Source organism: Rhizobium sp. BK650 (assembly GCF_014195325.1).
Taxonomy (GTDB): Bacteria; Pseudomonadota; Alphaproteobacteria; order Rhizobiales; family Rhizobiaceae; genus Rhizobium.
In genome coordinates this window covers 1-24140 of the sequence record NZ_JACIBK010000002.1, presented here as the reverse complement: position 1 = coordinate 24140, position 24140 = coordinate 1, and the positions used below count along the sequence as shown (strand labels likewise).

Below are 24140 nucleotides of genomic sequence, written 5' to 3'. Positions count from 1 at the left end.
GGGGGATCGACTGTCAAGCGGCGGCCTTTTCAGATTGTCTTGCCGCTCGCGTCGAACACGTGACAGCGGGCGGGATCGAAGGAGGCCTTCACATTGGTGCCGCGCTCGACCTTCTGCTGACCGTCGAGCGCGATGGTCAGTGCCTGATTGTCCGGCGTCGTGGAGTAAAGCATCGTGGCGCCGCCGAGATTTTCGACAAGATCGACGTTGACGGTCGAGAGAATAGTGCCGCCTTCCGTTAAGGCGAGATGTTCGGGGCGGATGCCAAAGGTGACGTCCTGCCCCGCTTGACCGGCAAGCCGACGGCCGAGCTGAAGGGAATTGCCGCAGACATTGAGCATCGAGCCTGTGTCGGTGACGCTTTCGATCCTGGCATTGAGGAAATTCATCTTAGGACTACCGATGAAGCCGGCGACAAAGCGATTGGCGGGATTGTTGTAGAGATCGAGTGGTGCGCCCACCTGCTCGATACGACCGGAGTTCAGCACGACGATCTTGTCGGCCATGGTCATGGCTTCGACTTGGTCGTGAGTCACGTAGATCATCGTGTTGCCAAGGCTGCGGTGCAGCCGGGAAATCTCGACACGCATCTGCACACGCAGTTCGGCATCGAGGTTGGACAGCGGCTCATCGAAGAGGAAGATGCGCGGTTCGCGCACGATTGCGCGGCCGATCGCGACGCGCTGGCGCTGACCACCCGATAGTGCCTTCGGCTTACGCTCGAGCAGCTTCTCGATCTGCAGGATCTGCGCGGCGCGACGCACTTTCGGCTCGATCTCAGCCCTCTTGTAACCTGCGGTCTCCAGACCGAAGGCGAGATTCTTGTATACCGACATATGCGGATAGAGCGCGTAGGACTGGAAGACCATGGCGATGCCTCGCTTGGCGGGCGTCACCTCGTTCATCCGCTCATTATCGAGCAGCAGCGCGCCACCCGAGATTTCCTCAAGGCCGGCGATCATGCGCAGCAGCGTGGACTTGCCGCAGCCCGAGGGACCGACGAAGACGGCGAATTCACCGGGATCGATCGTCAGGTCGATGCCGTGGATGACGTCGAGCTGGCCATAACGCTTCTCGACCTTCTGAAGAACGACACTCGTTGCCATGTTCCGAAATCCCCTCTTATTTCGTTCTTGCACGCCAGTCGGCGTATTTCGGGCTGTCAGGACCGACCGGCAAAGCGACATCAGCGCCGCTATCGGAAGATTGGTAGATGGCCGTCACCAGTTCCAGCGCGCGTCTGGCATCCGCGCTGGTCACCGGAAGCGGTCCCTTGCCCATCAGATAATCGTGGAAGCGCAGCATCTGCGTGTTGAAACGCAGCGGCACCGGCTGCCAATCGGCGATGAGGGTATCGATCTTTGCCTGGACGTCATCATCGGCAGCAATGATCTGCCAGGGGTCCTGGCCGGGCGCATAGGCCTCATGATTGCTTTCGAAGGTGATGTTTTCGAAATGAAGCCTCAGCCGGCTGATTTCGTTCTGCGAACCGAGCGTGCAGGAGAGCGAGACGAAAGCACCGTTCTGCATCTGCAGGCTGACGGAGGCGCAATCTTCGACCTCGATCTCGTTGACGCGGGTCGCCACGCGGCCGAAGACGCGGACAGCGGGACCAGCGAGATAGAAGAGCATGTCGTGAAGATGGAGTGCATGGGTGACGAGTACGCCGCCAAGCTCGGTTGCCCATTTGCCGCGCCAGGGAACGGCGTAATATTCCGGTTTGCGGCGCCAGAAGGTTTCGACCGAACCCATGTAGAACTTGCCGGCAAGACCGGAATCGATGATGCGCTTGGCCTTTTCGACGCCGTCGCCATACCGATACTGGAAGATCGGCATCAGCGTGCCCTTGGCGGATTTTTCAGCTGTGATGATTTCGTCGGCACCGGCGAGCGAACCGGTGAGCGGCTTCTCGCAGACTACATGTTTGCCCGCGGTTAGTGCTGCGATGACCTGCTCCTTGTGGATGCCAGGCGGTGTGCAGATATCGATGATGTCGATCCTGTCGTCAGCAAGCAATTCCTCGAAGGAGGTCGTCCGTCGTTCAATGCCGAATTCGTCACCGACCGTCTTCAGGCGTTCCTCGTTCAGGTCGCAGATTGCTGCGACCTTGAACTTGTCCGGATGCGGCAGGTAACCTTCAACGATATGGGAGCGGCCGATACCGCAGCCGATGATCGCGACTGTCTTGATGCTCATGTCACTTTTATCCTGTCTGGCTTTCCTGTCCGATCCATCAGCGCTTCATGCCGGTCGTGGCGATGCCTTCGATCAGCAGCCGCTGGAAGAACAGGAAGAAGAAGAACACGGGCACGAGCGTGAGCGTCGACATGGCAAACAATCCGCCCCAGTCCGATGCGCTGGTAGAATCCACGAAGGTGCGCAGGCCGAGCTGGATCGTATAGGTGTTCATGTCGTTGAGGTAGATCAGCGGGCCGAAGAAATCGTCCCAGGTCCAGATGAAGGAGAAGATGGCGGCGGTGGCCAGAACCGGCAGCGACAGCGGCAGCATGATCTTCCAATAGATGCGCCAGGCGCTGCAACCGTCCATCATTGCGGCTTCGTCGAGTTCGCGCGGAATGCCGCGGAAGAACTGAACCATCAGAAAGATGAAGAAGGCGTCGCTTGCGAGGAACTTCGGCACGACCAACGGCAGGATGGTGTTTACCCAGCCGAGATCGAGGAAGAGCACATATTGCGGGATCAGCGTCACGTGATAGGGGATCATCAGCGTGCCGAGCATGATCGCAAACCAGAAATTCCGGCCGGCAAAACGCAGCCGCGCGAAGGCGAATGCCGTCAGCGAACAGGCGATGACATTGCCTGTAACGACCAGCAACGAGATGACGAGCGAATTCCAGAAGAAGCGGCCGAAGCTGATGTCGAGACCGGTCCAGCCTCGCATATAGGAGGAGAAATCGACAGCCGACGGGATGAGCGAGGTTGACGAGAAGATCTCGTTTTCCGGCCTGACCGACGCGGACACCATCCACAAGAGCGGATAGAGCATCAAAAGCGAGGCGGCGATCAGCAGCGCGTGGATGACGAGCGTTGCCGGCAGGCTGCGTTTGGTAATGTCCGATGGCGGCCTGGCCGCGGTGACGGAAGCGGGCATCTCAGTCATCGTAGTGTACCCAATAGCGCGAGGTCAGGAAGGAGAAAGCCGTAAAGATCGCGATGATCACCACGAGGATCCAGGCGAGCGCCGAGGCATAGCCCATGCGGAAATTGCCGAAAGCCTCCTGATAGAGATAGAGCGTATAAAACAGCGTCGAATTGATCGGGCCACCCGTGCCGCCGGAGATGATGAAAGCCGGCGTGAAGGCCTTGAAGGCATCGATGGTCTGGACGACGGCATTGAAGAAGATCACAGGCGTGAGCAGCGGGAGCGTGATCTTGTAGAACTGGCGGAACTTGGAGGCGCCGTCGAGGCTTGCGGCCTCATACATGTCCTGCGGAATCTGGCGCAGGCCAGCGAGGAAGATGATCATCGGTGAGCCGAACTGCCACACGGACAGCGCGACCAGGGTGTAGATCGAATAGCTCGGATGCGAGATCCAACTCGGGCCGACAATGCCAAAATGCGACAGTGCAGCGTTGACGAGGCCATCGCTTGCAAAGAGTTGGCGCCACAGCACGGCGATCGCCACACTGCCGCCAAGAAGCGACGGAAGGTAAAAGATCGCGCGGTAGATCGGCAGGCCGCGCAAGCCGCGGTTCAGAGCAAGTGCGACAAGCAGCGCAAAGGTCAGCTTGAAGGGAACCGACAGCACCACGTAGGTCAGCGTGACAGACATGGCCGATGCAAATTTCGGATCGGCTGTGGCGATGCGCACGTAATTTGCCGCCCCTACCCAACCCGGCGCCCGCAGCATGTCGAAGTCGGTGAAGGAGAGGTAGAGCGAAATCAGGGCCGGGCCGAGCGTCAGGCCAAAGAAGCCTACCAGCCACGGAAGCAGAAACAGATAGCCGGGAGCATTGGCGTTCCACAGGCGCCGGAAGCGTCCGTCAGCTCGCACTCCCTGATATCTTTCCACGGTTACCGTCCCTGCGGACGTGCGCATCGCATTTGTCATTAAAGATCAACCCCGCGCGAGAATTCGGGTGATTTCATCCACGAGCTGCTTCCCGGCATCGGCCGGCTTAATCTGGCCGAAAGCGACCTGTTCAGAGATGGTGCGCAGAACGACCTGGCCTTCGCCGGCGCCGGTCGGCGGTGGCGGCGGAAGCGGGCCTGCAAGATCGCCGAGACCGCTGACATATTCGAGCGGGACCTTGCCGGTTTCATCGAGCAAACCGGCAACGACCTCACGCATCGCCTTCGATTCCGGAATGCCGCGCTCGACGTCGAGGATTTTGGCGGCATCGGGATTCTTGACGAAGAAGTTGACGTAATCGACGGCCTGGTCGATCACCTTCGACTGGGCGGAAACGGAGAAGAACATCGAAGGCTTGCGGTAGTGGCCACCCTTCGAGTCCGGCTTGATCCTCAGATAGTTGCTGAGCATCAGCTTGTCCTTGACCATCGCCTGATAGCCAACGAACTGGTTGGAGTGAGCGTAATCACACGCAGCCTTGCCGAGGGTCAGCGGGCTGGTGTCGATCGTATCCTTGTAGAGTGCCTGAATGTCGGGCGTCACGCAGGCGCCTGCGTCGCGGAACTTCGCCCACATATCGAACCATTCCGCAGCGTCATCTGCACCGAAGGCGATCTTCGAATCCGACGTGTACAGTGCCTTGCCGCGCTGGCGCACATAGTTTTCGAAAAGCGGCTCGCCGCCACTGCCATCGGCAAAGCCGAAATAGCCCTTGCGCTTGCCGGCTTTGGTGATTTCCGCGCCGATCTTGCCGAATTCCTCCCAGGTCGTCTTGCTGGTCGGCACGTCTATGCCGGCTTCCTTGAATGCGACAGTGTTGATGACAGTCGCTGCCGAGTTTGCGCCGAGGCTGACGCCGTAGAGATGGCCGTCGACTTTGCCGCCTTCGATCTGTGCCGGGTCGAAATCATCGAGCTGCAGCTTCGAGGGCAAATAGGACTCCAGCGGGGCAAGAGCACCGCGCCGGGCATATTCGACGATATAGCGATAATCCATCTGGATGACGTCGGGGGCGTTGCGGCCGGCCACCTGCGTGGCAAGGCGCGGCCAGTAATCGGCCCATCCAAGAAACTCGCCAGTGATCGAAACACCGCTGTTTTTCGTTTTGAAAAGGTCGGAGACCTTGTTAGTGCGGTCGGCGCGCGGCTGTGAGCCCCACCAGATAAGGCGCAGGCGGGTTTCCTGTGCGAAAGCGCTGTTTCCAAGCGCTGAAAGCGAAAGGAGCGTTGCCCCGCCCGCCATGAAATTACGTCTGCTCACACGAAAAGTCATATTGGTTTCCTCCTCCCAATAGGAAGCGCCTCCACACGCTTCCGAATTAGCCATCTTGCAACAAATAACTAATTGGTTACAAGCTACGTTCAAAGCCTCCGAGCTGTCAAGCGGTGTTGCTGGCCCGGTTGCTCTGACCAAATCGGGTTTTTACATTCTTCCGCTTAAGCCTTATGAGCGCAACATGAGAAAATAGGGGAAATCGCATGAGCGACTCTGGGGAGAGCGTAAAAAGGAAGACCAAACGTCCGTCCGCCGAGCGCACAACCCAGCGCGATCCGGAGCGCACCCGCGCTGCCATTCTTGAAGCCGCGACGAAGGAGTTCGCCGAGAACGGTATGGGCGGGGCGCGCGTCGATTCCATCGCCGAGCGCGCCGGCACCAACAAGCGCATGCTCTACCACTATTTCGGCGACAAGGAGCAGCTTTATCTGCGCGTGCTGGAGGAGGCCTATGTCCGCATTCGCACCGCAGAGCGCGCGCTGAACATCGGTACTCGCGACCCTGAGGAGGGCATTGGAGAGCTAGCCCTCTTTACCTGGCGCTATTTCCTGCAGCATCCGGAATTCTTGAGCCTGCTCGGTACGGAGAACCTGCATCGTGCCCGCTGGCTACGACAGTCGGTACGGCTCAAGGAGCTGCATTCACATCTGATTGGCGAGCTTTCTCAGGTTTTGGAAGAAGGCAAAAAGTCTGGCGTCTTCATCGAGACCGCCGATCCGCTTCATGTCTATCTGACGATCGCCTCGCTTGGCTATTTCTACCTGTCCAACCAGTACACGCTTTCGACGATCTTCGGCCGCGATCTCATCACGCCTGCCAATCTCGAGGCCTGGGAACGGCACATCGTTCACGTCACGCTCGCTTCGATAAAGCGCTGATTTTCAAAAGAACGAATTGGCTATTGACAGCAATATTCCTCTTCTGCCATCAAGTAACTGTTTAGTTACCGGCTTGGGAGGGCCGGGCCTGACTGCCCGCTCCCGACGCATAAGAGCTTCCAGGGAGGAAAAAGTGGCACGTTTGGGGATCATTTTGCACGGCGTTACCGGCCGTATGGGTTACAACCAGCACCTCGTTCGCTCGATCCTCGCCTTTCGCGATCAGGGCGGCATCACGCTGAAATCAGGCGAGAAACTGGAAATCGATCCGATCATCGTCGGCCGCAACGGCGCGAAGATGGAGGAGCTTGCCCGCAAGCATAACATCAAGCGCTGGTCGAGCGATCTCCATGCCGCGCTCGCCAATCCCGACGACACGATCTTCTTTGATGCCGGCACGACGCTGATGCGCGCCGAGTTACTTTCCAAGGCGCTCGATGCCGGCAAGCATGTCTATTGCGAAAAACCCATTTCCGACGACTTGCAGGTGGCGATCGACCTCGCACGCAAGGCCCGTGCCTCCGGCCTTAAGCACGGTGTGGTGCAGGACAAGCTTTTCCTGCCCGGCCTGCGCAAGCTGGCGCTGCTTCGTGATTCCGGCTTCTTCGGCAAGATCCTCTCTGTGCGCGGCGAGTTCGGCTACTGGGTCTTCGAAGGCGACTGGGGCGTTCCGGCCCAGCGCCCGTCCTGGAACTACCGCAAGGCCGATGGCGGCGGCATCATTCTCGATATGCTGTGCCACTGGCGCTATGTGCTCGACAATCTCTTCGGTGAGGTGAAAGCCGTTTCCTGCCTGGGCGCCACGCATATTCCATCGCGCATCGACGAGCAGGGCAAGCCATATAATTGCGACACTGACGATGCTGCCTATGCGACCTTCGAGCTCGAAGGCGGCGCGATCGCGCAGATCAATTCCTCCTGGGCGGTGCGCGTGCGCCGCGACGATCTTGTCACCTTCCAGGTGGACGGCACGCATGGCTCAGCCGTTGCCGGCCTCACCAAATGCTGGAGCCAGCATCGGGTCAATACGCCAAAGCCGGTCTGGAACCCCGACCAGCCACAGACGATCGATTTCTACAAGACATGGGACGAAGTGCCGGATACGCAGGTCTTCGACAACGGCTTCAAGGCGCAGTGGGAAATGTTCATCCGTCACGTGGTCGAAGACGCTCCCTGGCCTTATGGCTTGGAAGCCGGCGCCAAGGGCGTGCAGCTTGCAGAACTCGGCCTGAAATCCTGGACCGAGCGCCGCTGGCTCGATGTCCCTGCCCTGGAGTTTTGAGCCGTGATGACGATCAATCTTCCTCTCGACGGCAAGAGCGTCGCTTATACGCTGACCGGCACGCCGATCGAACTCAAGAAGCGGGACGCCAAGAGCTTCCCGCGCATCGCCTTTGCCGCCGCCCATGTCGTCGCCGATCCGCTGGCCGACAATGATCCCTGGTTGACGCCGGCGATCGACTGGGAGCGTACGCTCGCTTTCCGCCATCGCCTCTGGGATCTCGGTCTTGGCGTTGCCGAAGCGATGGATACGGCGCAGCGCGGCATGGGGCTTGACTGGCCGGAGGCGCGCGAGCTTATCCGCCGCGCACTTGGCGAAGCAGCCGGGCGCAAGGACGCGCTGATTGCCTGCGGCGCCGGTACCGACCATCTGACGCCCGGCCCTGACGTGACGATCGACACGATCATCCGGGCTTACGAGGAACAGATCGAGACGGTGGAAGCCGCCGGTGGTCGCATCATCCTCATGGCAAGCCGTGCGCTAGCTGCGGCAGCCAGGGGGCCGGACGATTATATCAAGGTCTATGACCGCATTCTTCGCCAGGTGAAGGAACCCGTGGTCATCCACTGGCTCGGCGAAATGTTCGACCCTGCGCTGGCCGGCTATTGGGGCAATGGCGACCACCTGAAGGCCATGGAAACCTGCCTGCAGGTGATTGAGGCCAATGCAGCAAAGGTCGATGGCATCAAGATCTCGCTGCTTTCCAAGGAGAAGGAAGTGGCGATGCGCCGGCAGCTGCCGAAGGGCGTGCGCATGTATACCGGCGACGACTTCAACTATGCCGAACTGATCGCCGGCGACGAGCATGGCCATTCGGATGCACTGCTCGGCATTTTCGACGCCATCGCGCCGGCGGCGTCTGCTGCGCTCGACGCACTCGGCCGCAAGAGCAACCACGAATTCTTCGACCTGCTCGAGCCGACCGTTCCGCTGTCCCGCCACATCTTCAAGGCACCGACCCGCTTCTACAAGACCGGCGTCGTCTTCCTCGCCTACCTCAACGGCCTGCAGGATCATTTCACGATGATCGGCGGCCAGCAGAGCACGCGCTCGCTGACGCATCTGGCGGAGCTTTTCCGCCTTGCCGACAAGGCCCGGGTTCTCGCCGATCCGGAACTCGCGACTGATCGCATGAAACAGGTGCTTGCCCTCCACGGCGTTCTCTGAGCGTCGGCATGGCAATGGGAGGGGAATGACATGCAGGTCGAAGGACTTTCAATCAACCTTGCGACGATCCGCGAGCAATGCGGCTTCGCCGAAGCCGTCGATATTTGCCTGAAACACGGCATCACCTCGATCGCGCCCTGGCGCGATCAGGTTGCCAAAGCCGGACTCGACGAGGCGGTGAGGATCGTCAAGTCGAACGGCATCAAGCTGACGGGGCTCTGCCGCGGCGGCTTCTTTCCGGCCGCTAACGAGGCCGATTGGCAGAAGAACCTCGATGACAACAGGCGCGCCATCGACGAAGCGGCAGCGTTTTCCGCCGATTGCCTGGTCCTCGTCGTCGGCGGCCTGCCGCGCAGTTCGAAGGATATCGTCGCCGCACGGCAGATGGTGTTCGACGGCATTGCCGCCGTGTTGCCGCATGCTCAGGCTGCGGGCGTGAAACTCGCAATCGAGCCGCTGCATCCGATGTATGCCGCCGACCGCGCCTGCGTGAATACGCTCAGCCAGGCGCTCGACATGTGCGAGCAGCTCGGGGAGGATGTTGGCGTCGCCGTCGATGTCTATCACGTCTGGTGGGATCCCGATCTTGCCAACCAGATTGCCCGTGCCGGACGCATGAACCGCATCTTTGCGCACCATATCTGTGATTGGCTGGTGCCGACCAAGGACATGCTGCTCGACCGCGGCATGATGGGCGATGGCGTCATCGATCTCAAGGGCATAAGACGGATGGTGGAGGCCGCCGGCTTCTTCGGCGCGCAGGAGGTCGAAATCTTCTCTGCCGACAACTGGTGGAAGCGTCCTGCCGACGAGGTGATCGCCACCTGCGTCGAGCGCTTCAGGAGCTGCTGCCAGATCTAGTTTTAAAATCCAATCGTTTCATCACGTATGAAGGAGGAATCATTCGATGGAGAAGCGCCGTTTTGCCCTGATCGGCACCGGTAACCGCGGTACCACAATGTGGGGCAAGGATCTGTTGGCCGGCTGGCGTGAGCATGTCGACCTGACTGCGATCGTCGAGAAGAATTCGTTGCGTGGCGAACGTGCCCGCACCATGATCGGCAGCAACGCGCCGCTTTACGAAAACATCGATGCGATGCTTTCAGAGCAGAAGCCGGATCTGGTGATCGTCTGCACGCCCGACCATACGCATGACGATATCGTCGTGCGGGCGCTGGAATCCGGCATCGACGTCATCACCGAGAAGCCGATGACCACTACGGTCGAGAAGATTCGCCGGATTCTGGATGCCGAAAAGCGCACCGGCCGCCGGGTCGACGTTTCCTTCAACTACCGCTATGCGCCGACGGCAGCGAAGATCAAGGAGCTCTTGAATTCCGGCGAGATCGGCCGTGTCACCTCGGTCGATTTCCATTGGTACCTAAACACCAAGCATGGCGCCGACTATTTCCGTCGCTGGCATGCCTATACGGAAAATTCCGGCAGTCTGTTCGTTCACAAGGCGACCCACCATTTCGACCTTTTGAACTGGTACCTGGACGGCGATCCCGACGCCGTTACCTCTTTCGCCGACTTGCAGAATTACGGCCGCAAGGGACCCTTCCGCGGGCCGCGCTGCAAGCTCTGTCCGCACGCGCAGGACTGCGACTACTATCTTGATCTCGAAAAGGATCCCTTCCTCGATTCGCTCTATGAAGATCCCTCGAAGATCGATGGCTATTTCCGCGACGGCTGCGTTTTTCGCGAGGATATCGACATTCCCGACACGATGGTCGTTTCCATCCGCTATCGCAACAATGTCCATGTTTCCTATTCGCTGAACACGTTCCAGCCGATCGAGGGTCATCACCTCGCGTTCAACGGCACCAAGGGCCGCATCGAGATCCGCCAGTATGAGGCACAGCCCTGGGAGGAGCCGAGAGAAGACACGATCCTGCTGATCCGCAACTTCCCGCATGGCAAGGAAGCGGTCGAACGCATCAAGGTGCCGCATTCCTCGGGCGGCCACTATGGCGGCGACGACCGGATGCGCAACATGATCTTCAAGCCCGACATGCAGGACAAGCTCGCGCAGCGGGCCGGTACGCGCGCCGGCGCCATGTCCGTGCTTTGCGGCATCGCGGCGCTGACGAGTTCGCGCACCGGCAAAGTTGTCAACATCTCGGATCTTATGCCGGAGCTTGCCAATGATGGTTCGCCAAACTCGCTGAAGGCGCCGTAAGAGGCTTCAGGCGGTGTTTTCAAGGTTTTCGAGAGTGAGCCGGTAAAGCAGAGGCTCACCCTTGATGAAGCGTTCAGCTTCATCTGCTGCCATTTCGCCTAGGCGGGTGCGCTCGAGGCCGACTGCGCCGGCGATATGCGGTGTCAGGAAAACGTTGGGAAGATGGTAGAAAGCGGATTCCGGTCCCGGAATTTCGGGATCGGTCACATCGATGACGGCGTCGATGCGGCCGGTTTTCAGCGTAGCCAGCAAAGCATCCTCATCAATCAGTGCGCCACGCGCCGTGTTGATCAGCGTCGCGCCGTCCTTCATCAATGCCAGCTTTGCCGCATCGATCATATGCCGTGTGGAAGGCAGCGACGGTGCATGGACGGAGACGATATCCGAGCCGCGCATCAGGTCGTCGAGTTCAACTTTCTGCACGCCCATACTGCGCGCCTGATCCGCATCGATAGTCGGATCCGACAACAGCACCTGATAAGCGAAGGGCCGCAGCAAGTCGATGACCCGGCGGCCGATCCGTGAAGCGCCAATGATGCCAACCGTACGGTGATAATTGCCAATGGCCTCGCGCTGCATCGGGTAGGTGCGGTCGCGATGACGATCCGCAACATAGAAGTCGCGGAACCGGAAGACATGTTTGCCGGCGAAGATGATCGCGGCAAGCGTGAATTCGGCGACCGGTACGGCATTGGCTTCGGCTGCATGGCTGACGGCGATACCGGCTTCAAAAATGCCGGGATCGATGATGCCTTTCACTGTTCCTGCCGCATGAACGATGAGCTTCAGGTTCGGCGCAAGCGCCAGCACCTCGCGACCGACATAAGGCGCCCCCCAGCCGGTGATCAGGATTTCCGCCTCGGAGAGCAGTCGCTTCGCACGCTCGTCATCGAAGTGCTGAAGTGGTTCGGCATCGAGCAGGCGCCCGATGCCATCCAGCCGGCGAAGGAGCGCCTCAGGCAGCACATGCTCCGTGCGGGAAGGCTGCATGGCGAGAACGATGGCAGCATGGCTCATGGCATATGTCCTGGCGCTTCGATGGCGCTGACAGTCATGCCCGTTTCGCTGAGCAGCTTCTGAAGGGTGGCGATATCAGGCGCTTTCGGCGGCGTGGTCCACGCCCTCGATACGGCAGCCGGATCGTTCAACGCGAGTACAGCCGTGACCAGAACTGTTTCGCCAGCCGGAATGTCACCACGAAGCTGGGGCACGAGCGTCTTGGAAACGATCAAGTTGGTATTCGGCAGCGCCTTCTGGGTAAGGCCGTATCGCTTGATCGACGAGCCCAAGTCGACGATGCCGGTGAAATCCAATTCGCCGATCGCATAAGCCGAGCCCTCAACCGCTAAAAGCGTTTCCGCGTCGAGATCGCGTTTGGCAATCGCGAAGCCGCCTTCCGCAGTCTGCAGCGGGCGTGGTGTCGTGATCCGGTGGACGCGGATATGCCAGGGTGCCGATGGTACGAGCCAGGTTTCTACCTTCACGTCCTTGAAGGCCAACCATCTGGAGTAAAGGACGTTGCCGGCGATCTTCGCTTCTTCGTTGGTTTCGCGGACCCGGTAATGGAGGCCGTCATCGCTGAAGGCGAGCGCGGAATCGAAGACGCCAAGTGCGAAGGCCCGCTCGTCAGCTTCGACGCTGAAGCCGTAGCGGGCAGAATAGGCGAATTTTGCATACTTCTCCGTGCCGAAGCGCATCTGCAGGTTTTCCTGACCGGACGAGAGCGCCACGACATCATTGCCGGCACGCATGACCACCATGCCAGGATGACGTTGCGGAACGACTTCCGGCGTCTGTTCGGGCGCCCTTTCCTCCGCGGTCCAGAAGGGATGATCCTCGGCAATGGCGAGCGGCAGGAAAGCCTTGAACGCCCAATAGGGCGAGCCGGCGGAATTATAGCTCTCCGACATCAAGAGGTTCGGATAGCCGAAGCCAATGGAGAGAACGCCGTCGTGACTAGTGATCGGCTTGTCCCGCCACCAGCGCAGATGCTCCAGGCAGAGATGCTTGATTTCACCCCAAGGCAATGCCTCCAGATCGGCGAAGGCGAGCGCCGACCAGAAGCCGGCGCAGGCGAAACGATAGGTGAGGCTGCGGCCGAAGGGAATCGTCGCGCCATCGGGCGCAAACCAGTGGCGGAAATCTTTGGCGAAAAGCACCGCACGTTCGCGATAACGCTTGGCATATTCGTCATCGACCAGCTTGGAATAGATCAAGCCGTAGAAATGCATGGCGAAGGGAATGTAATGATCGATGCGGCGGATATTGCCGTCACGGTACCAGCCATCACCAATGTAGAAGCCTTCGAGCTCCTCAAGATATTGCTTGGTCAGGCTGCGGTCGAAATCAGCGCCGAGGCGGTCGAGGGCGATATCGACGAAGATACGAAAGAACTTCCAGTTATTGTCGGCATAGTCGAACTGCCGGACATGCTTGAAATAGGCGATGATATTGTCGCGAGAGCGCTTGTCGAGCGGCTCCCAGATCTTCTCCGGCACCAGCGCCAGGGCAAAACCGAGGGCGGCGAGCTCCACCATGCGCTGATCGCGGGCATTGACGGTGCCCCAATATTCGGGATGGGCCGGATCGCAGCCATTCGCAAGACCATCGGCAAAGCGGTGCCAGTGATTGAAAGCGTTCTTGCCGGCGCCGAGCGGTGCAAGCCCCCAGAGCGGACGAGCGAAGCCTTCAAGATCGGCAGCGGCCCGGTCGAAATGAGCGCCGGCACCATCGAGGCGAACGCGGGCATTCCCATCGGAGAAGAAAGGCAGCAGCGGATTGAAGAGAGCGTTGACGGCGCGGATCATATCGGCGCGGGTTTTCAACGGATTGCCTGCAAGCGGATTGGCGCTGGCGGGATCATAGGTCATCGGCATCACTCACAGCTTGTCGGTATCAATAACGGTGCCTCCGGCAACGGGAACGACCGCCTGGCAGATATGGCGGGCGGGAGCGGTTCTGTCGCGGTAGCGGGAGATCATCAAGGAAACAGCCTCACGGCCAAGCGCCGCGCGGTCGACGCGCATGGTGGAAAGCCTGGGATTGGTCATGACGGCACAGGGCAAGTCATCGAAGCCGACGATAGCGAAATCCTCGGGAACGCGAAGGCCTGCTTCGATGACGGCTTCGAGCACGCCGACGGCAATGAAGTCATTCATGCAGAAGGCCGCTGTATATCCGGAATCTTCCGCGAGCATCGCGACCGTACGCTCATGTGCCTCGCGGCTGGCGCTGCCTTGGAAGGTGAGCGGGACGAGCCGGCCTTCAGCACCGGGAACCGCGGCAATCGCCGCCTCGAAGCCGCGCACGCGTTCGCGGATCGTGTGGCGATGCGAGCCGGTGAGATGCAGGATACGGCGATGACCGGCTTTCGTGAGCCGGCTCGTCGCCTCGTAGGCGCCGAAGAAATTGGAGGGTGAGACGCCATCGAGGCGCAGGCGCGGATCGGTACCGTTGACGAGAACGGTCGGCGTTCCCGTCTCTTCCAGCCAGGCCCGCAGCGTATCGCCGGGATCGATGCCGACGAGGAAGAGCCCTTCTGCTTCCGCCGTCTGCAGATATTCGCCCACAACATCAGGCGTCGTACGGTCTTCGCGCACCAGCCGGACTTCGAAAGGCATGCCGGCATCGGCGGCGCCGGCACGAAGGCCCTCGACGATCGATTCGTAGAAGACACTGAGGCCGCCGGTCGCCCCGTCGCTGGCAATCAGGGCAAGCCCGCCCGGAACGCTTTCCGATACAGTCTTCACCGGATAGCCATGTTCGGCGGCGACCTTCAAAATGTGCCGCCGCACGTTTTCGCTGATACCAGGCTCGTTGGCGAGCACGCGTGAGACCGTGGAAACGGAAACGCCGGCCAATCTGGCAATATCAGCCTGGCGCGGCTTTCTGATCCTTGTCTCGTTCATCTTGACCTCACTCATTGCGGCAATGTTTATGCAAATAATGCAAATTTGCAAGTATGATATAAGTTCTTGCAAACAGAAATTTTTTGCGTAGTCTAGCTGCCGAGCGCTCGAAAAGACCATTGGAGGATGGCATCGGGCATCAGACAAAGGAGGAAATCATGCAGGTCAATCGCCGTTCATTCTTGATGGGAACCGCAGGTGCAGCGGCCGGCCTTGCCTTCGGCGCCGGCAGTTCGATTCCCGCATTTGCCGAGGACGCTTCGCTTCGTGCCATGTGGTGGGGCTCCAACGACCGCGCCAAGCGCACACTCGATGTCGCCAAGCTCTACCAGTCGAAGACACCAGGGGTGACCATCGTCGGTGAATCGCTTTCGGGCGACGGCTACTGGACCAAGCTTGCAACGCAGATGGCCGGCCGCTCGATTGCCGATGTCTTCCAGCTCGAGCCGAGCACGATTTCCGACTATTCCAAGCGCGGCGCCTGCCTGCCGCTCGATGAATTCGTTCCCTCGACGCTGAAGGTCGACAGTTTCGGCGCCGACATGCTGAAGCTCACCACCGTCGACGGTAAGCTCTATGGCGTCGGCCTCGGGCTCAACTCCTTCGCGATGTTCTTCGACACCGCCGAATTCGAAAAGGCGGGTATTCCGCTGCCGACGCCCGATCTCACCTGGGATGAGTATGCCAAGCTCGCCGTGGAACTCGCCAAAGCCTCCGGCAAGGGCGGCGGCCCCTATGCGGCGCGTTATAATTACGTCTTCGACGCCTGGCTACGCCAGCGCGGCAAGAGCGTTTTCGCCAAGGAAGGTGTCGGCCTCGGCTTTGCGGTCGACGATGCCAAGGAGTGGTTCGACTACTGGGAAAAGCTACGCAAGGCGGGCGGCACCGTTGCCGCCGACGTTCAGACACTCGACCAGAACACCATCGACACCAACTGCCTCGGCCTCGGCAAATCGGTCATCGGCATGGCCTATTCCAACCAGATGATCGGCTATCAGCTCATCATCAAGAATAAGCTCGGCATCACCATGCTGCCGCGCGAGAAGAAGGGCGGTCCGTCAGGCCATTATTACCGCCCGGCGCTGATCTGGAGCGTAGGGGCCACGACCAAGCACGGTGAAGCCGCCGCAAAGTTCATCAGTTTCTTTGTCAACGATCCGGAAGCGGGCAAGATTCTGGGTGTTGAACGTGGCGTGCCGATGTCGACGGCAGTTCGTGAAGCTATCCTGCCGCAGCTCAACCCGACGGAGCAGGAAACGGTCAAGTACATCAACCTGCTCAAGGACCAGGTCGGCGAATATCCGCGGCCGGTACCAATGGGCGCGACCGAATTCGACCAGCGTATTCTTCGTCCCACCTGCGACGAGCTCGCCTTCGAGCGCATCTCGGTAGCCGATGCCGCAGCCAAGCTCGTCGAAACCGGCAAGGCCACCCTCAAGGGTTAATTATATCCCGCATACAGAGACAAAGGCCCGCCGTCGGCGAGCCTTCTCTCCAGCCTAGTTGCTTGCGTCTTCTACAACCCGCCAATCGGGCCGACCGAGATTGAACGGCCAGGCGTGTACGTCGCGGTCATTGAAGTAGACGACTTCCTGCAGCTCCGGAAAATCACTCTGCTTCAACGTCGCTGTTTCCATCCACGGCTTGATGTAGGCGTCGCTGCCCTCATAGCCGAGCTCCGCAACCCAGATGGGTTTGCCGTATTGAGCGACAAGGTCGTAGCCTGGCTTCAATGCCTCGGTGAAGGTTCGCGGGCCGTTATGAGCGATTTTGTCGTAGGGCTCCAAACCGAAAACGGACAGGCCTACGAAGTCGACATAGGTGTCGCCGGGGTAATAGGCATTAAGGCCGGGCTTTCCTTTCGGCGACCACATGAGTTGTGTGCCGGGCGCCTCCTCCCGCACGATATCCATCATGCGCCTGTAGGCGGCTATATATTCAGGAGGATTCCAGCCGGACCACGAAAAACGGCCGGAGTCGTCTTCCATTTCCTGTCCCCAGCGGACGATGACCGGGCTTTTCAACTGAGCAATCATACTGGCAATCGCCCGCATGTTTACATCATAATCGCCGCGAAACAGCTTCCAGCGAAGCTCATCCGAGGACAGCCGCCAGTCCACATCCCATGACCAGGGTTCCACCGTGATCAGCAGATTGCGGCCTCTTGCCAGCGCATAGGCATCCGCCACACGCAGCGTTTCGAGATCGACGTCCTCCCATGGAAGGAAGAGGTGCTCCGTCGTCACGCTCTGTTGCGCGCCGAAATCGCCATGCGGATCGTAGGCACCAAACTTGATGCCATCGGCATGAATGGCGGGCCTCTTGTCGGTGATCGTCTTGCCGGTGACTGTCTGGGCACCCGCATTCATGACGGCGCTTGTGTTCTGCGCCTCGCTTCGGTGCGAAAGGTCGGCAACGCCGAGCAGAAGCATCGCGATTGTTGCCGTCGAAATTTTCTTCGCCAAGGTTTTCATGGTCTTTTCCTCCCCTCCGGCTATTTGCCGGTCGCGAGAACCTGTTTCAGCTCCTTGGCTTTCAGGCTCACCGTGTCGGCCGGAACCAGTTTCCGGAACTCGTCGTCGGTTTTTATCGAGGCGTGCCGGAACACGTACCAGTTCCCGTCCGGCTGACGCCGCTGATAGATCGTGTCACCGATCTTGCGGTGGCCGAAGCAGGTACTGGCACGTGCCGCCCCCTCATTATTGGTCCAGGTCGCACGCATGCACATCTGGCCGAAATCGTCGACGACCCAGCGACCCTCGGCGAAAGACTGCTTACCGCCATTATTGACCCAGGCGACGAAATGCCTGCCCTCGCCATGAAACGACCGCCGCCGGTGTCCCAGGTCCAGGTTTTGTCGGCGTAGATTGCGTAGAGCTCGCAGGCACTCAGCGGCGTCAGTGTCGGTGTCGGAACACTGTTCTTTTCCGTCGCGAGTGCGCTCATCGGAGGGATAAGGCTAAGGCACAGAGCCAGCGCTCCTCCCGTCAATTGTGCTGCCATGCTCATTTTATCCTCCTCACGCATTTCTACTCTCCCAAATACCCCTTCCCATATGGCCAGCGGCAAAGCCGCGCCATTTGAGATGGAATTCCACGATCCTGATATTGCCACCGCCGAGCCCTGCACCGGCCACAGCGAATTGCGATCGGGTGAAGGTGACAAATGGCTGACCGTGTGAAATCGCTTCTAAAGCGGTCAGCCCGTGGTTACCAAGCTGCGCGCCGCCAATGAGGCAGGCGACTAGGCCGCCTGCGGCGGCAAGCCTGAGGCCCTGCGACCGAGGCACAAGCGGCTGGTCATTTTCGATGGCATGCCGGATAAAGACCAAGACTGCGAGCGACGCGTAGATCAGCAGGTTGATCATCGCGAAGATCTGGAAACCGCGTGCGCCGTCGCCATCGGCAGGAAAGACCATAGCTGCGGCGCAGGTGCCGGCCAGGGCGATATAAGGTGCGACTATCCGCGCCGGCAATTTGCGCTGTACCTGATCGCCCTTCGGGGTGATGCGAAAATCCACGAAAGAGCCGGTTACATGATCGCGTAGGGCTGCGAGACTACCGGCAAGCGACCAGGGCCAGCGAAGCAGGATAAACGCCACTCCTTCCCAGCCGAAGAGCTTCGCATCGTAGGGCCGAAAAGTCCCTGACGCGCGCCAGAAGATGGCAAATGCCATCAGCACGATCGAAAGCGGCAGGGAATGCAGCAGGAATGCCGGATAGGTGACATTGACGAAGACATGACCCGTGAGCAGAGCTGCCACAGGCAGCAGGAACATCACTGCCATGAAGGCCGAAAACAGCGGATACCAGAGCTGCGAAAACAGGAACTGGAACTTCAGCTTCAGCGGCAGCCTGGAAACATGCCTGCCGGAATATTGCAGGAGAATGGTGACCAGACTGCGCGACCACTGAAACTCCTGAACCACCAAATCGGCAAAGGTCGCCGGCCCATCCCCATGGGCTATCGCATTGACCGCATGAACCCCGCGCCAACCGCCGGCATTCATCATCAGAGTGGTCGAATGATCTTCGGCGAGTTCGGGGCCGATCCCACCGATTTCCCGCAACGCAGCTGTGCGAACGGCATAATGAGAGCCAATGCAAAGCGGCGCCCAGCCATTGTTATATCCTGTCTGCAACGAGCCGTGCAGGCTCGCATCCGCATATAGCCTGCCGCGGGCAGCCCAGCTTCCCGACGCGTTGGCATCGCAGATACTGGGGGCCGAGACGTATCCGACTTCGAGATCGGAGAAGGGTCGTAGGATTTCACGAAGATAGGTCGGCGTCGGCACATGATCGGCATCGAACTGAGCGACGAAATCATAGCGCTCATAGCCGAAGTGATCATAGAAATAGGCAAGATTGCCTTCCTTGCAGCGGGTGCGGCGCGGCCAGACCGGACGGTGATACTCGCTCACGCCCTTGCGCGTGGAGATCATGACGCCATGCTGCCCGCACCATCTCTTCGTCTCCTCGGACGGATCTTCATCGGCGAGCCAGACATCGAACTCGACGCCCCTTTGATCAAGCATCGCAAGGAGCGTCTTGCGCACGACGGCGAAAGGTTCCGCCGATGCTTTCGTGACCACCATGGCGACGCGGCCCTTCGGCGGGCGTGCAGATGGTCCGATCTGCCTGGCATCCAGGAAAATCAGGATGAAATAAGCCGGCAATAGCGTGACCCATGTAAGGACGACTGTGACGAGCAGGAATGTGGGCCACAGTACGATGTGGATGGGCTGAGCCCACCATAGCCAGAAATAACCAAGCGCAGCCAGCCAGCAGAGGACGCCAAATCCATAAGCGGCCCGGTTCCAGCTGGTAAAGATGGGCTCGAACATCTCGGGCTTTACGACAGAAGATTGATACTCGCGGTCTTCGGCTCGAGCGCTCATGCAATCACCTCCAGTCCGAAAGTCGGGCTGGCCGTGCGAATAATCGTATCGATATCCGAAAGCGCCGGCGTGAAACCGAGCTCCAAGCGGGCCTTTCTCGTATCGGCAAAAAGAACTGGCGGATCGCCTGCGCGACGCGGCTGATGGCGCACCGGCACGTCGCGGCCGGTCTTGCGTTTGATCGCATGGAGAATCTCAAGGATCGACGTTCCGCGGCCAGAGCCCAGATTGACGCTCAATGAGTTACCGCCGGTCAGAAGATAACGAACGGCGGCAAGATGTGCCTCCGCGAGATCGCTCACGTGAATATAGTCCCTGACGCAAGTGCCGTCTTCGGTCAGATAATCCGTGCCGAAAATATCGAGCCTGTCGATCCGGCCGCTGGCCGCGAGAAGCGCGCGCGGGATCAGATGCGTTTCGGGATAGTGCCGCTCGGCAAGCTGGCCTTCGGGATCGGCACCGGCGGCGTTGAAGTAGCGAAGGGCGGCAAAGCGGATGCCGTAGGCTGCGGCATAATCCTCCAGTGCCATTTCAAAGATCAGCTTGGTCCTTCCATAGGGATTGACCGGATGTTGCGGCGTTTTCTCGCTGATCGGCAGCACCTCCGGGATGCCGTAGGTCGCGCAGCTGCTGGAAAAAACGATCCGGTCGATATTGCGATCGAGGCATGCTTCAAGCAGCGACAAACTGCCGATGACATTGTTGCGATAATAGATGCCCGGTTTTTCGACAGATTCGCCGACATAGGCATTGGCGCCGCAATGGATGACACAATCCGGCGAGTACTCCGCCATGACCTGCCGCAGCGTTGCGCCATCGGCGATATCCGCCTGGATCAGCGGCCCCCATAGGACGCTGTCGATATGTCCGGTCGAAAGATTGTCATAGGTCACTGGCACCATGCCAGCGCGCGCAAGTACCTTGCAGATGTGACTGCCTATGAAGCCGGCGCCACCCGTAACCAGGATGTAGCGAGGCATCTCATACGGCCTCCGCCACTTGCTTTTCGGCCAGCAACGCATCGAAGTAGGCTATCGTGCGCTTCAGCCCGGTCTTGAGCTCCGTGCTTGGCCACCAGTTCAGTTCTTCCCTGGCACGGGTTATATCCGGCCGGCGCTGCCGTGGATCGTCGGTGAGGGCCGGAAGATAAATGATGCGCGAGCGCGAATTGGTCAGATCGATCACGATTTCCGCGAGATCCCCCACCGTGATCTCCGCCGGATTGCCGAGATTGATCGGACCGATGCAGCTCTCGCCGGCATCTGCGAAACGCAGGAAACCGTCGACGAGATCATCGACATAGCAGAAGGAACGGGTCTGCCGGCCATCGCCGTAGATCGTTATGTCGGCGTTCGAGAGCGCCTGGACGATGAAGTTTGACACGACCCGTCCGTCATCGAGACGCATGCGTGGACCGTAAGTATTGAAGATCCGGCCAACCTTGATATCGACGCCGTATTTGCGGTGATAATCGAAGAAGAGCGTTTCCGCGGACCGCTTGCCTTCGTCGTAACAGCCGCGGGGACCGATCGGGTTGACATTGCCGAAATAGGTTTCACGCTGCGGGTTCTCATGCGGATCGCCATAGACCTCCGAAGTCGAGGACTGTACGGCCGTCGCACCAATGCGGCGGGCTGCATCCAGCGTATTGACGGCTCCAAGCACATTGGTCAGCAAGGTACCGACAGGATCGCGCTGATAATCCGGCGGCGAGGCCGGCGAAGCGAAATTGAAGATGAGGGACGCTTCGATGTCGTAGGGCTGCCGCACATCATGTTCGAGAAGCCGGAAACGAGTATTCTGCAGCAGATGCTCGATATTGATGCGGCGGCCGGTATAGAAATTATCGAGACAGATGACCTGATGGCCGCGATCGAGAAGCCCCTCACAAAGATGGGAACCCAGGAAACCAGCGCCGCCGTTGACCAGTACCACCTTTGGCCATGATGTCGTCGATGCGGACGCAGGTTCCCGACAAGTTCCGATGGGAATGAAACTACGCACTACAAACTCCTTCCCATGCAACGGGGTCTTTCTGGACCCTTCTATATTTTAGGCGCCTCTCTCATCCGCATCGATACATTCAACATCAAGTAGAATCTCATGTTAAATACATCATCTATTCATCAGATGATTGTAGCCATACTCAAAATGATAGAAAAATATCAACCGAGGTCAATTTAAAAACAGGAGTACAATTCCAAATAGCTATGCGGAAAACTCGGCGTTCCTTTAATTAATCCTTTTTACAGGGTTATTCTGCAAAGCTTTTCATCCGGCTGCTCTAGCCTCGGCCAAGGGGTTGATATAAAGGAGCCGTCAACTACTGGCTTGTAAGGGCGCGTCGCTATTGCCCAAATAACGGGGGCCGAATGACAGCTCATCACCAAGTGCGTGGCACATGGCCATGCAGACTTAATTCTTTGGCTTTGGCAGCAATCACAGTTCTTTCGGCCATCGGACCGATGTCCTGTGCGATCATCGACGTGAACACTGTAGGAAGCACGAAGAAGAGCGTCATGGTGGCGCGCGTTCCGCACGCCACTAAGGACTTCGCCTACGCTGCCGAAATAAAGATTGCCGCTCCTGCACGGATCGACGCAGCCAGATACCCCGGCTCTGCACCGTACATCTGCTCGCCAAGCGGCTTCGGTCAGAAGTCGCGTTGCTTCGCCCGCTCATCCCTGATGGAATGATGGCCTAGTGCGGCCATCTGCCGGAAAGATCGCCACTGTCCGAGGTGTCGTTGAAGAAACGTGAGGCCGCTTCCGTGCGATTTCTCACGTTCATCTTCTTATAGATATTGCGGACGTGGACCTTCACCGTGTTTTCGGACAGGTGAAGCTTATCGGCGATGATTTTGTTCTGCGTGCCCTTGCAGATAAGATCGAGAATCTGCACCTCGCGCGTCGTCAGCGCCGCCATGCTGTTGCGGCGAAGCTTCAGCGCATTGGTGCGCGCTGCGTCGACAGACTTTGTCTGGTACAGTGAAGGCTCAAGCTGTGCTGCCGCTCGATTGGACAGACGGCCAAGAAGCGCGGACGGGAAATGCTCGCCACCCTTCATCAGCAAGTCGACTGCCGCCATGAACACGTCAAGGCGCAGATTGAGCGGCAGTACGCCATCGATGACGCGCGCTTCGACAAGGCGGCTGACGTAAGGCTCCATCATGTCGATGGCTTCAACGACGAGGCCGATCGACGTGTCCGGGCGATTTTCTCGAACGGTCTGCATCGCCTCGTGCAACTCGATGCCGGCGATATGATAGAACAGTACAAGCCGCATGTCGTGGATATCCTTCTCGGATATGGACTGCGCGCTCGGGACGCTTAGAACTTCGAAATTCGGAAATTTCTTCGCCAGTGCTTCAACCATGCATTCGGAGAACAAGTCCGCCTTAGCGATTACCAGAATTGTTTCTCCATTCGGACCCAATCTCCTTGCCTGATCCGAATCTCCTACTTCCGACCCAACCATGAACATATACGCCTCCCCTAGCGCTACACTATACTAAAACTCGGAGTATCTACTCCCGTTGGCGCGATGGCGGGTATTACATGCCGACGAACATTGCCCCTCGGCATGTGACCGCCTTATCTTTTAGGCATTTCTTAATTATGTTAATATGGATTTCAAAGGAAAGAAATGGCCCAAATGGGTTAGTTGGCACCAAGATATATTTATTTTTACTACTTTATGGTTGTATTTCAAGCAAGAAACATACTAGAGGGCGGTATTTGAACTAAATCGCGGTATAAAGCACTACGTATTATTTCAAGACGTGCAAAAGCACAGTGGTAATGGACAGATGATATTTCAAAAATAAGACGGAAAACTTTTTGGACTTAACTTCGGCGCGTCGTAATCAGTCGAGCCCATTGATTTCCAAAATACGGGACATCGTCCGGGATTAGCACACAGCTCTCCCTTGGCCTGCTATCTGCCTCGGCTTATCTCAAGTATTGAGCGGTGTCTTAACCCGAATTGATATCTACCGGGTACTACTTTTCTATAATGATCTCTAAAGCGGCGATGCGAAAATCAAGTATCGGTATGTGTTTGATACTTGGTCTTCAGTCGAGGAACCTCAAAAGAAGTTCGACCACATTGCTCACGCTCATATCAAATCCGGGGGCGGGTTTGTGCGTCTTCGTTCTAAGTAGGCACAATCCCAATTCAGAATTTGGCCAACAAATCGCGATGGAGCTGCGGTGGAGGGTATTGAAGACGTCTGCCGATGTTAACGCATCGGAGCAAGCGCGAGCAAAGATTCCCATTTGAGATAAGAAACTTCGAAAGCCACATGAGCTACCGCTCGCGAGGCAAGCGCAGTTTTCGCTGCAGCGAAAGTGGTTTTCGGTGCGGGGCTAATGGATTTCGGTATGAAGGGGATTGGTTGCGGGGGCAGGATTTGAACCTGCGGCCTTCAGGTTATGAGCCTGACGAGCTACCGGGCT

At 58.6% G+C, this 24140-nt stretch carries 20 protein-coding genes and 1 pseudogene; 7 read left to right on the top strand and 14 right to left on the bottom strand.

Features of this window, described 5'->3' with window-relative positions; translation table 11 throughout:
• Positions 1 to 29: 29 nt before the first annotated feature.
• From FHX15_RS04395 to FHX15_RS04375, 5 genes are read right to left on the bottom strand one after another with little or no spacing between them, the layout of a single operon-like run.
• Positions 30 to 1106: an ABC transporter ATP-binding protein gene (locus FHX15_RS04395; RefSeq protein WP_184394073.1), complete on the bottom strand. Its 1077-nt coding sequence runs from the start codon at positions 1104 to 1106 to the stop codon at positions 30 to 32.
• 16 nt (positions 1107 to 1122) lie between these two features.
• A complete protein-coding gene (locus FHX15_RS04390) occupies positions 1123 to 2196 on the bottom strand; it encodes a Gfo/Idh/MocA family protein (RefSeq protein ID WP_184394071.1) in 1074 nt (357 codons plus the stop codon).
• Positions 2197 to 2233: 37 nt separating this feature from the next.
• Positions 2234 to 3112, bottom strand: coding sequence for a carbohydrate ABC transporter permease (locus tag FHX15_RS04385; protein WP_184395313.1), 879 nt, complete (start codon positions 3110 to 3112; stop codon positions 2234 to 2236).
• 1 nt (position 3113) lies between these two features.
• Complete coding sequence (locus FHX15_RS04380; RefSeq protein WP_183727402.1) at positions 3114 to 4073, bottom strand: carbohydrate ABC transporter permease; 960 nt, start codon at positions 4071 to 4073, stop codon at positions 3114 to 3116.
• Positions 4074 to 4079: 6 nt separating this feature from the next.
• Positions 4080 to 5366, bottom strand: a complete 1287-nt coding sequence (locus FHX15_RS04375; protein ID WP_184394069.1) for an ABC transporter substrate-binding protein — start codon at positions 5364 to 5366, stop codon at positions 4080 to 4082.
• Between the two features lie 206 nt (positions 5367 to 5572).
• Between FHX15_RS04375 and FHX15_RS04370 the strand changes: the two genes are divergently transcribed.
• From FHX15_RS04370 to FHX15_RS04350, 5 genes are all read left to right on the top strand, one after another.
• Positions 5573 to 6247 (top strand): TetR/AcrR family transcriptional regulator, encoded by a 675-nt coding sequence (locus FHX15_RS04370; RefSeq protein WP_184394067.1) that lies wholly within the window; start codon positions 5573 to 5575, stop codon positions 6245 to 6247.
• Positions 6248 to 6380: 133 nt separating this feature from the next.
• The gene (locus FHX15_RS04365) at positions 6381 to 7529 is read left to right on the top strand and encodes a Gfo/Idh/MocA family protein (protein WP_184394065.1); all 1149 of its coding nucleotides are present in this window, start codon (positions 6381 to 6383) and stop codon (positions 7527 to 7529) included.
• 3 nt (positions 7530 to 7532) lie between these two features.
• On the top strand, positions 7533 to 8696 hold the full coding sequence (locus FHX15_RS04360; RefSeq protein WP_184394063.1) for a dihydrodipicolinate synthase family protein: 1164 nt from the start codon (positions 7533 to 7535) through the stop codon (positions 8694 to 8696).
• 30 nt (positions 8697 to 8726) lie between these two features.
• Positions 8727 to 9557 carry a sugar phosphate isomerase/epimerase gene (locus tag FHX15_RS04355; protein ID WP_184394061.1) on the top strand — a complete coding sequence of 277 codons (831 nt, stop codon included), beginning with the start codon at positions 8727 to 8729 and terminating at the stop codon, positions 9555 to 9557.
• A gap of 46 nt (positions 9558 to 9603) precedes the next feature.
• A complete protein-coding gene (locus FHX15_RS04350; protein WP_184394060.1) occupies positions 9604 to 10878 on the top strand; it encodes a Gfo/Idh/MocA family protein in 1275 nt (424 codons plus the stop codon).
• 6 nt (positions 10879 to 10884) lie between these two features.
• Here FHX15_RS04350 and FHX15_RS04345 read toward each other — a convergent pair whose 3' ends face one another.
• The 3 genes from FHX15_RS04345 to FHX15_RS04335 are packed head-to-tail and all read right to left on the bottom strand — an operon-like array spanning position 10885 to position 14786.
• Positions 10885 to 11895 carry a hydroxyacid dehydrogenase gene (locus FHX15_RS04345; protein WP_184394058.1) on the bottom strand — a complete coding sequence of 337 codons (1011 nt, stop codon included), beginning with the start codon at positions 11893 to 11895 and terminating at the stop codon, positions 10885 to 10887.
• Positions 11892 to 13748 carry a DUF2264 domain-containing protein gene (locus tag FHX15_RS04340; RefSeq protein WP_184394056.1) on the bottom strand — a complete coding sequence of 619 codons (1857 nt, stop codon included), beginning with the start codon at positions 13746 to 13748 and terminating at the stop codon, positions 11892 to 11894. The genes FHX15_RS04345 and FHX15_RS04340 overlap by 4 nt, the downstream gene beginning before the upstream one ends.
• 9 nt (positions 13749 to 13757) lie before the next feature.
• The gene (locus FHX15_RS04335) at positions 13758 to 14786 is read right to left on the bottom strand and encodes a LacI family DNA-binding transcriptional regulator (RefSeq protein WP_184394054.1); all 1029 of its coding nucleotides are present in this window, start codon (positions 14784 to 14786) and stop codon (positions 13758 to 13760) included.
• A 158-nt stretch (positions 14787 to 14944) separates the two neighbouring features.
• On the opposite strand from FHX15_RS04335, the gene FHX15_RS04330 reads away from it, so the two are divergent.
• Positions 14945 to 16231, top strand: a complete 1287-nt coding sequence (locus tag FHX15_RS04330; RefSeq protein WP_184394052.1) for an ABC transporter substrate-binding protein — start codon at positions 14945 to 14947, stop codon at positions 16229 to 16231.
• A 54-nt stretch (positions 16232 to 16285) separates the two neighbouring features.
• On the opposite strand, the gene FHX15_RS04325 is transcribed toward FHX15_RS04330, so the two are convergent.
• The 5 genes and pseudogenes from FHX15_RS04325 to FHX15_RS04305 form a co-directional block, all read right to left on the bottom strand.
• The gene (locus tag FHX15_RS04325) at positions 16286 to 17260 is read right to left on the bottom strand and encodes a glycoside hydrolase family 26 protein (protein WP_184394050.1); all 975 of its coding nucleotides are present in this window, start codon (positions 17258 to 17260) and stop codon (positions 16286 to 16288) included.
• Between the two features lie 7 nt (positions 17261 to 17267).
• Positions 17268 to 17795 (bottom strand): annotated as a pseudogene (locus FHX15_RS04320) (DUF995 domain-containing protein); the annotation flags it as partial.
• Between the two features lie 10 nt (positions 17796 to 17805).
• A complete protein-coding gene (locus FHX15_RS04315; protein WP_184394048.1) occupies positions 17806 to 19683 on the bottom strand; it encodes a glycosyltransferase family 2 protein in 1878 nt (625 codons plus the stop codon).
• Positions 19680 to 20663, bottom strand: coding sequence for a UDP-glucose 4-epimerase GalE (galE, locus tag FHX15_RS04310; RefSeq protein ID WP_184394046.1), 984 nt, complete (start codon positions 20661 to 20663; stop codon positions 19680 to 19682). Before galE ends, FHX15_RS04315 begins: the two co-directional genes overlap by 4 nt.
• A gap of 1 nt (position 20664) precedes the next feature.
• A complete protein-coding gene (locus FHX15_RS04305; protein ID WP_409526997.1) occupies positions 20665 to 21687 on the bottom strand; it encodes a UDP-glucuronic acid decarboxylase family protein in 1023 nt (340 codons plus the stop codon).
• Between the two features lie 368 nt (positions 21688 to 22055).
• Between FHX15_RS04305 and FHX15_RS30885 the strand changes: the two genes are divergently transcribed.
• On the top strand, positions 22056 to 22379 hold the full coding sequence (locus tag FHX15_RS30885; RefSeq protein WP_246778882.1) for a hypothetical protein: 324 nt from the start codon (positions 22056 to 22058) through the stop codon (positions 22377 to 22379).
• A 4-nt stretch (positions 22380 to 22383) separates the two neighbouring features.
• Here FHX15_RS30885 and FHX15_RS04300 read toward each other — a convergent pair whose 3' ends face one another.
• Entirely contained in the window at positions 22384 to 23166 is a 783-nt protein-coding gene (locus FHX15_RS04300) for a helix-turn-helix transcriptional regulator (protein WP_184394044.1), read from the bottom strand.
• Positions 23167 to 24140 lie beyond the last annotated feature (974 nt).